Source organism: Flavobacterium sp. (genome assembly GCF_035760125.1).
In the GTDB taxonomy this organism is placed as follows: domain Bacteria; phylum Bacteroidota; class Bacteroidia; order Flavobacteriales; family Flavobacteriaceae; genus Flavobacterium.
Genome location: NZ_DASTTN010000139.1, coordinates 1 through 8,947, shown reverse-complemented (window position 1 = coordinate 8,947; position 8,947 = coordinate 1). Strand labels below are relative to the sequence as shown.

General features: G+C 34.4%; 7 protein-coding genes. 4 read left to right on the top strand and 3 right to left on the bottom strand.

The window, feature by feature from the left end; all coding sequences use genetic code 11:
• Nucleotides 1-51: 51 nt before the first annotated feature.
• Entirely contained in the window at nucleotides 52-1,362 is a 1,311-nt protein-coding gene (gene tilS / locus VFS71_RS05520; RefSeq protein WP_326399861.1) for a tRNA lysidine(34) synthetase TilS, read from the bottom strand.
• A 155-nt stretch (nucleotides 1,363-1,517) separates the two neighbouring features.
• A complete protein-coding gene (locus tag VFS71_RS05515) occupies nucleotides 1,518-2,804 on the bottom strand; it encodes an anthranilate synthase component I family protein (RefSeq protein ID WP_326399858.1) in 1,287 nt (428 codons plus the stop codon).
• 203 nt (nucleotides 2,805-3,007) lie between these two features.
• Here VFS71_RS05515 and VFS71_RS05510 point away from each other — a divergent pair, with 203 nt between their 5' ends.
• The 3 genes from VFS71_RS05510 (at nucleotide 3,008) to VFS71_RS05500 (ending at nucleotide 5,064) form a co-directional block, all read left to right on the top strand.
• The gene (locus VFS71_RS05510; protein WP_326399856.1) at nucleotides 3,008-3,901 is read left to right on the top strand and encodes a DUF4349 domain-containing protein; all 894 of its coding nucleotides are present in this window, start codon (nucleotides 3,008-3,010) and stop codon (nucleotides 3,899-3,901) included.
• A gap of 339 nt (nucleotides 3,902-4,240) precedes the next feature.
• On the top strand, nucleotides 4,241-4,636 hold the full coding sequence (locus VFS71_RS05505; protein ID WP_326399855.1) for a DoxX family protein: 396 nt from the start codon (nucleotides 4,241-4,243) through the stop codon (nucleotides 4,634-4,636).
• 53 nt (nucleotides 4,637-4,689) lie between these two features.
• Nucleotides 4,690-5,064 (top strand): DoxX family protein, encoded by a 375-nt coding sequence (locus VFS71_RS05500; RefSeq protein ID WP_326399854.1) that lies wholly within the window; start codon nucleotides 4,690-4,692, stop codon nucleotides 5,062-5,064.
• A 72-nt stretch (nucleotides 5,065-5,136) separates the two neighbouring features.
• Here VFS71_RS05500 and lpdA read toward each other — a convergent pair whose 3' ends face one another.
• Nucleotides 5,137-6,540: a dihydrolipoyl dehydrogenase gene (gene lpdA / locus VFS71_RS05495; protein WP_326399852.1), complete on the bottom strand. Its 1,404-nt coding sequence runs from the start codon at nucleotides 6,538-6,540 to the stop codon at nucleotides 5,137-5,139.
• 444 nt (nucleotides 6,541-6,984) lie between these two features.
• On the opposite strand from lpdA, the gene VFS71_RS05490 reads away from it, so the two are divergent.
• Nucleotides 6,985-8,947, top strand: a 1,963-nt coding sequence (locus tag VFS71_RS05490) for a hypothetical protein (RefSeq protein ID WP_326399851.1), incomplete at its 3' end; no start/stop codon positions are given.

Here is an 8,947-nt window from a genome sequence, read left to right as displayed (position 1 = left end):
GAAAGCTAAAAAAGCAAACAGTATAAAAAGTATTTTCTTCATTATTAGTATCTAAATTAATTCTATTTTTAGTATATTTTTGGTCACATTTGAGGTTTTAAATCGATGATCAGCCCTTATTCCAATTATCCAAACTATTTGATTGTCTGAGCACAAAAGCCAAGTATTTTCTTTTTCTATCAATGATAATTTTTCATCCTTAAAAAGTTTACTCACCTTTTTAGACTTTCCATCCATCCCAAAAGGCAGGAAAACATCTCCCGTTTTCCACTTGCGAATCACCAATGGAAAAACCAATTGATCAGCGTCGACAAATATAGTTTTATTTGTAGCAACCGAAATGTCTACTACTTTACAAAAAGTCATATTTAAGGGAATATTAACTTCTGTTTCATTTTCATTAACCAAAAATTCTATTTCTTTCTCACTATCATCAATTGGTGATAAAATCAGGGAATCTCTGTCTTTCAATAAACGAAAATCAGTCGCAAAAACCTGTTTTCCGGATTGGCTGTCAACCAAATCATAAATATCTTCCCAAGCGGTAAAACCATATTCTTTCAGCCATTGATATAAATACGATTGATAATTGGGTAATTGCAGTAATCGATTCAGATCAAAATGAATTTGATTTTCCTTTTCGATCGCCACTTGCTGAAAAACCATACTCGCCGCATCTTCAACCATTGCCAATGATTCTTGCAAATAGCCTTCAGTTTTCAAAAATGAGGTCATAAAATGAGGATTCAACTCCTTCAAAACAGGAATCAAATGATGCCGAATTTTGTTCCTTACATATTTATCCGAAGCATTACTACTATCTTCACGCCACTGAATATCATTTGCCTTGGCATAATTTTCAATTTCTTGGCGGGATAAAAAAAGTAAAGGTCGAATCACTCTATCATTTTGCACTGGAATCCCTGTCAATCCTTCTAATCCTGTTCCTCGTGTGAGATTAATGAGGAAGGTTTCCAGATTGTCATCGGCATGATGAGCAGTGAGTATATAATCAAATTTTTCGGTCTCCAATAATTCATAAAACCAATTGTATCGTAGCTCTCTGGCAGCAACCTGAGTTGATAATTTATAATCTTTGGCGAAAGCCTCAGTATCAAATTGAGTTATAAAAATTGGTATTCCACTAGCCTCAGCATAGTCCTGCACAAATTTTTGATCTCCAAAACTTTCTACTCCCCGAAGTTGAAAATTGCAATGGGCAATGGCAATATCACAGCCCAATTCCTGAAATAAATGCAATAAAACCATACTGTCCAAGCCTCCACTTACAGCAAGAAGCAGCTTTTTTTGCTTCAAATAAGGGATTTCATTATCGATATGATTTTGAAGTATATTTTTCATACGAGGATAACATTTGTTTTTAATTGGACTCGAGCACAAGCGAACAGGCGAAGTAATATGGTATCACCATTCTTCATCGTAATCTATTTATTGGAGTCGTGGCGATTTCATCTATCAAAAATACTGATTATTATTTAATCCAAAATATGATTCAATTATAGTAAAACTTCATGCATTGCTTTAGCCTTAAGCAAACATTCATCGTATTCCTTTTCTGGAAGGGATAACGAAGTTATGGCACTTCCAACTGAGAAAGATACATATTCATTTTCCTGATTGTAAAGGATGCTACGGATAACTACATTAAAATCAAAATCTCCATTGGGTGAAAAATAACCCACTGCCCCACTGTACAGCCCTCGCTTGGTTTCCTCAAGTTCTTCAATAATTTTCATTGCAGCATATTTGGGAGCTCCCGTCATACTTCCCATAGGGAATGTCGTTCGAATCGTATCTACTGCCGTATATTGAGGGTCGATTTTGGACGTTATGGTCGAAATCATTTGGTGTACCTGCAAGAAAGAATAAATTCCGCATAGCTCTTTCACCTCAACAGATGCTTTTTTGGCAGTTCGAGACAAATCATTGCGAACCAAGTCGGTTATCATAATATTTTCGGCTCTTTCTTTAGGATCTTGAGATAAAGTACTTTTAGATTTTTCATCTTCCAATGGATCCAAAAATCGCTTAGAAGTTCCTTTTATAGGTTGTGAAATTAGATTCTCTCCTTCTTTCTTCAAATAACGCTCAGGTGATGCCGAAATTAAAAATTGCTTGTTATTCTTGAAAAAAACAGTAAACGGAGCCTGTGAAATTTCATTAAGCCTAAAAAATTTTTCTAATGGGTTGATTATGGCATTATGAGCGAAAAATTCCATGCAAAAATTAGCTTCATATAAATCACCGTGATGAATATATTCCAACAATTTAGAAACTTTCTCTATGTAATTTTGCTTCGAAATGCGTTGCTCAATAGCTATTTTATTTTGATTTTCGACTCTTGAGTTTTGGCTCTTAACTATCTCATCAAAATCATCTTCAACCTCATCATCACACATATTGAGATATTGAATTTCGAGTTGATTTCCTTTTAATAAAAATAACTTTTTAGGCTGAAAAAAGAACAAATCCGGAAAATCCAATCCATCAAAATTATTGGATTGCAAATGCTCTACACCATTTTTCAAATCATACGAAAGGTATCCAAACAACCAATCTTTAGTCGTTTGTTGGTATTGTTTTAAATCCTCAAAAGCATTGTGGTAATCCGTTTTCATGGACGTAAAAGCATCAACTGCCAATACACAATCAAAACTGGAATATTCGTTGGAAAATGAATTGCTGTCCAGAAAAGTTATTTCTCGAAATTGTTGTCCCCAAGCAACAAGCTGCTGCTTGAACTGCAATGGTTCTTCAATAAATTTATAAATGGAAGTTCTCAAAAATTAATCTGTTTATGGACTTCAAAATTACAACAAAAAAAATCGCTTCTCAAGTACAAATCTCATAAAACTAAACCTAAGTTAAATAAATATTAAAAAAGTTTTTACTTGTTAAAACATTATATATTTGATACAGAATTAGACCTTGAATTTTAAAACAATCACACAAAAAAAAACAATCATCAATCTTTAAATCCAAATCTATGAACAAAATTTTGAAGCTAAGCTTAATCCTTTTAGGAGTATTTACAGTAATTATTAGTTGCAAAAAAAGTGACGTTGCCAGCGAAGAATTAACCTCTGACATGGCTGTCAATGCCGACAGTATTTCTTCCTCAGCAGCAGTTGAAAAAGAAGGAAGTACTCGAAAATTCATTCGTACCGCAGACTTAAAATTTAAAGTTAAAAATGTTACCCAATCCACCTATACCATCGAAAACATCACCAATAAGTTTGATGGATTTGTTACCTACACAAATTTACAAAGCAACATTATTGATAAATTTGAAACCAAAATAAGTCAGGATAGCACTCTCGAAACGACCCGTTACAACGTAGAAAACAATATCACGATAAGAGTGCCTAACAAACGTCTTGATACAGTTATCAAATCTATTTCAAAACAAATTGATTTTCTCGATTACCGCATTATAAAAGCGGACGATGTTTCCTTAAAAATGCTTTCAAACCAGCTTTCTCAAAAAAGAAGCAGCACTAATGAAAAAAGAGTGGAAAAGGCAATCGACACAAAAGGAAAAAAAATCAACGATATTATGGAAGCTGAGAATAATTTGGCTAATCAAAAAGAACAAAATGACAATTCCAAACTGGAAAATTTATCGATCCAAGACCAAATAAACTTTAGTACGCTAACCATTCAAATATACCAACATGAATCGGTAAAACAAGAAATGATTGCCAACACTAAGGATTACAACTACTACAAACCCAATATTGGAATCCGCATCATTGATTCTTTAAAAACAGGTTGGTACGTTCTACTCGATGTTATCGTTTTTATAATAGAAATCTGGTGGTTCCTATTAATTGCCATTGGAGGATTTCTCCTTTACAAAAAGTATCTTAAAAAACAATAGAAACACAAACACCTAAAAAAAGTCAATATCAAGATTTAATTCTGTATTTCAATATCGAGCGAATCCAAAAACTAAAAAGGTTTAGGGCTTCGCTCGAATTGCTTAGTGAACTATCATTAGATACTAAAAAACACGCAACTAACTCAATTCTAAGAAAATATCACTAATAAAATAATTAAAAACGTAATAAATAATAAAAAATTTAACTAAATTTGTTAGTGAAATGGACTTAGTTTTCTGCCTCCGAAAGCTATCAATGCAAGTAAATGGATGAAAAGATGATTACTCTTGTGATCACATATTATCAATTAAACATTTAACTTCTTAAATACTCGAAATATGAAAACTGCAACTTTCTTTATTCGCACAATAATTGGCTTATTACTAGTTTTTGTATCGGTAGCCTATTTTTTTAACTTAATGCCAGACCTTGCAAACACAGGAGATTTCAAAGCTTTCCAACTAGGTTTAATTTCTTCTGTTTATCTGATGCCAATGGTTAAAACAATAGAATTACTCTGTGGAATTTCATATCTCACTGGTCAATACGTTGCCTTGTGCAATCTTATTGTCCTACCAGTTAGCACAAATATTTTATTCATCAATTTCTTCTTAAACCCAAATGGAATACCACTTGCTCTTTTTGTTTTTCTAGGTAATATATTTTTAATTTACACACATTGGAAAAGCTACAAAAGCCTGTTTAACAGAAAATCGATAAATCAATTTGATTAATAAAGCCCATTAAAAAAATCTACCAATAAACTAAAACCACTAAATATAAACCTATGAAAATTGCCACTATTATTATTCGTTCACTAATTGGACTATTATTACTATTTGCTTCTATAAGCTATTTTTTACATTTGTTCCCAGAACCTCCCTTAGCAGGAAACATGAAAGTATTCAATGACGGAATCAAAGCTTCCGGATATCTTATGCCATTAGTAAAAACAATAGAACTTACTTGTGGACTGTCTTTTATTACTGGAAAATTCAACAAAATAACTTTTATTCTATTGATGCCTATTTCAACCAATATTATTTGCACACACCTATTTCTGGCTCCAGAAGGCATTCCGGTCGCCAGTTTTTTATTCTTAGGAAATATTTTCCTTCTTTATACTAAATGGGATAGCTACAAAGGATTATTTACAGCATAAATAGAAACCATTTCAAACAAAAAACCCGTCTCATTTTTATAACGAGACGGGTTTTATTTTTAAAAGCTTATACTATACGTGTAAAGCTCTATTATCTGTTGCTGCCAATGCTGCTTCTTTTATTGCTTCCGCAAATGTTGGATGCGCATGTGACATTCTTGAAATATCTTCGGCAGAAGCCTTGAATTCCATTGCAGTAACTGCCTCTGCAATCAAATCGGCAGTTCTGGCTCCAATCATGTGTACTCCTAGAACTTCATCTGTTTTGGCATCAGCAAGAATTTTTACGAATCCGTCAAGATCTCCACTCGCACGAGCGCGACCTAAAGCTTTGAATGGAAAACTTCCCACTTTATATTCAGCTCCAGCTGCTTTCAATTGCTCTTCTGTTTGTCCAACAGCAGCAACCTCTGGCCAAGTATAAACTACTCCAGGAATCAGGTTATAATCAATATGTGGTTTTTGACCAGCCAAGATTTCGGCAACCATAGTTCCTTCTTCTTCCGCTTTGTGAGCCAACATAGCTCCACGAACCACATCCCCGATAGCGTAAATATTTGGAACCGAAGTTTGCAAATGATCATTTACTTCCACTTGTCCTCTATCCGAAATTTTCACTCCTGCTTTGTCAGCATTCAAACCATCTGTATAAGGACGACGACCAACTGATACTAAAGAGTAATCACCTTCTAGTGTGATTGTTTCTCCTTTAGCATTTTCTGCCTGAACAATTACTGCATCACCTTTTCTTTCTACCGATTGTACTTTGTGAGAAGTATAGAATTTCATTCCTTGTTTTTTCAACACTTTAGTCAATTCTTTAGACAAAGCACCATCCATTCCTGGTATAATTCTATCCATGAATTCCACAACCGAAACTTGCGCCCCTAATCGTAAATACACTTGACCTAATTCAATACCAATTACACCACCACCAATAATCACAAGGTGTTTTGGTACTTCTTTAAGAGCCAAAGCTTCAGTAGAAGTGATGATTCTTTCTTTATCAATTTTGATGAAAGGCAAAGAAGATGGTTTTGAACCTGTAGCAATAATGATATTTTTGGCTTCAATCGTCTCCGATGTTCCGTCAGCTTTTGCAATTGCAACGTGAGTAGCATCTACAAAAGAACCCAAACCATTAAAAACAGTAACTTTATTTTTATCCATCAAGAAATTAATTCCTCCCGAAGTTTGATCAACAACTCCTTGTTTACGGGCAATCATTTTCTCTAAATTCACTTTTACATCACCAGAAACTTCAATTCCGTGATCGTCAAAATGCTTGATTTCTGCATAATGATGTGAAGAAGACAATAACGCTTTTGAGGGAATACAACCTACATTTAGACAAGTTCCGCCCAAAGTTGAATATTTCTCTATAATTGCTGTTTTGAAACCCAATTGTGCACAACGAATAGCTGAAACATATCCGCCTGGCCCAGAACCTATAATGACTACGTCAAATGAACTCATAGTATGTGATTTTTATTTTTAGTGATGCAAAATTAAGGAATAAAGTTTTGTTTAAAGTTTAATTTTAGAGGTTTTTTGTTCGAATTATAACGATTTTATCAAGAATTACAGACAAACCTTTTAAATAAAACAACAAATCACAATTTATCACGAAAAGGAAATCAGTTGCCATAAAAAACACTGCTAAGACTAAAAATCAATTTTAGAATTCAATCACTTCTCATTTCAAAAAATAAACACACCTTCATCAAAACAATACAATCAATTAAATAACAATTGATTACATAAAAAATATAAATTGTTTTTCACTTTTTGTTAAATATAAAAAAGTTACAAACACTACATCGTAATAGTATTCGCGCAATAAATCAAACTCATAATTTTAATGTTAATAAAATATACATTTAACAAAAATTTACAATATAAATAACAAAAAATTAAATCATGAAAAAAAACCTACTATTATTTTATGCCTTATTAATTCCTTTTGTTTTTGTAAAAGCACAAGTGAATACTACCTATTTATGGCATCTCCATCAGCCAACTTATTGGGGAGATATCAGTAAGAAAAACCCAAATCGATATCAGATTGTAAAAGAATCTCAAGATTTAAAAGTTTCTGGTGCTAATAATGACAAAAATGGACTTGCTCACCCAACAAACAACCTGGAAGAAATTTTTGGTACTGGTGACCGTGTAGCAGCTTACCAATTTGCACCAAAAAATGCTATTAATTCTATTAAAGATTTACCCAAAGCAGGAGCACAAATAACGTATGGAGGATCTTTACTGGAAAACGTCAACGAACTCGCTCAAGCAAATCAATGGGGGTATTCCAATTCTTGGATTCAAAACATTAAAGATGCAAAATCATGGAAAACTTCTGGTGGATTTCCCCGTATGGAAATGGTTTCCTTTACAATGCACCATGCACTTTCTCCCTTATTAAGTGACGAAGCCTTGAAAAAAGAGATTAAAGCGCATCAATATTATTCGACTCAATTATTTGGATCTCATGAATCAAAAGGATATTGGCCAGCTGAATGCGCTTTCTCTGAAAGAATTATAAAAACATTGACCGAATGTGGCATTGAATGGTCAGTTATTGCCAACAGCCATTTATCCAGAACTTTATCTGACTATCCCATAAGATATGGCTCTGGCGGAACTATGTGTGATATTCCTAACAAAGCAGATCAGGTAGACACAAAAGGAAATACCTGGTTTTCGGCTCAAAAAGATGCCCGTGGTGGACAATTTGCCGTACCCTATTCTTATCTTCCCTATAAAGCAAAATATGTTGACCCAGAGACAGCACAGGAATACAAAATCACTGTGGTTCCTATGGCCGATTATGAAAGCTATGAAGATGGATATGCTGCGATTGGCACTACTTTAATAGATCCAATAGTAGCCAAAGCGGCAACATCTCCAAGACGTCCATTGGTTTTATTTGCCCATGATGGAGATAATGCCTGGGGAGGTGGTTCTTCCTATTACAACGAATCAGTTACCGGATTTTCGCATGCATCAGCTGCCAATGGAAATATCCCAACGACAATACCTCAATATCTACAAGACAATCCTGTTCCTGAATCAGAAGTGGTCCATGTTGAAGATGGGGCTTGGGTAAATGCCGATGGCGATTTTGGACATCCGCAATTTACAAACTGGTTATGGCCGTTCTTTGATCCGGTAACAAAAAAATTCAATCCAAATGGATGGACAGAAGACATGATGAATCAAGCCATCACTACAGCTGGTGAAAACCACGCAATTATGGCTGAACAACTAGAAGGAAGCAACCTTAGAATGAGTGAAATTGTAAACCCAACTGCCGCAGTAAGTCCTGCAGAAAAAGCCTGGCACTTTTTGATGGCTGGTTATGACAGTGGAAATGCCTATTACGGCCTAGCCGAAGATTTAGAAATAAAAACCACTCTTGCTGTTAATAGATGTGTTCAGTTTGCAAAACCTACTCTTGATGCCCATGCTGGTGTTGATACCACAAAACCATCTGTGTTCATTCCACAGCGCTGGCCTTATAATCCGGGCGAAAAAGGATATGGCGCACCTTATGCTTACAAGGATTTCTTAAATTCGGCGGATTTTACTGTTTATACTTTTGCTTATGATGTTAGCGGTATTCAAAAATCAGAATTAAAATACCGAATTGACGTTGACGGAAAGAACAGTCTCGGTTCAAATCAAAACGAAATTTATGCAGGAGGTGGCGAAGTTGGATCATGGATATCATTACCAATGACTGAAAGAGTTTTTCCTAAAGGAAATTTCACCAATAGCACGCAGGCAGATTTATATATGCTTCCAGACGTAATCGCCAGTCAGTATTATGCTGAAATTGCAGGAATTTCAGAAAAATTATTAGATTATTACGTTGAAGTAA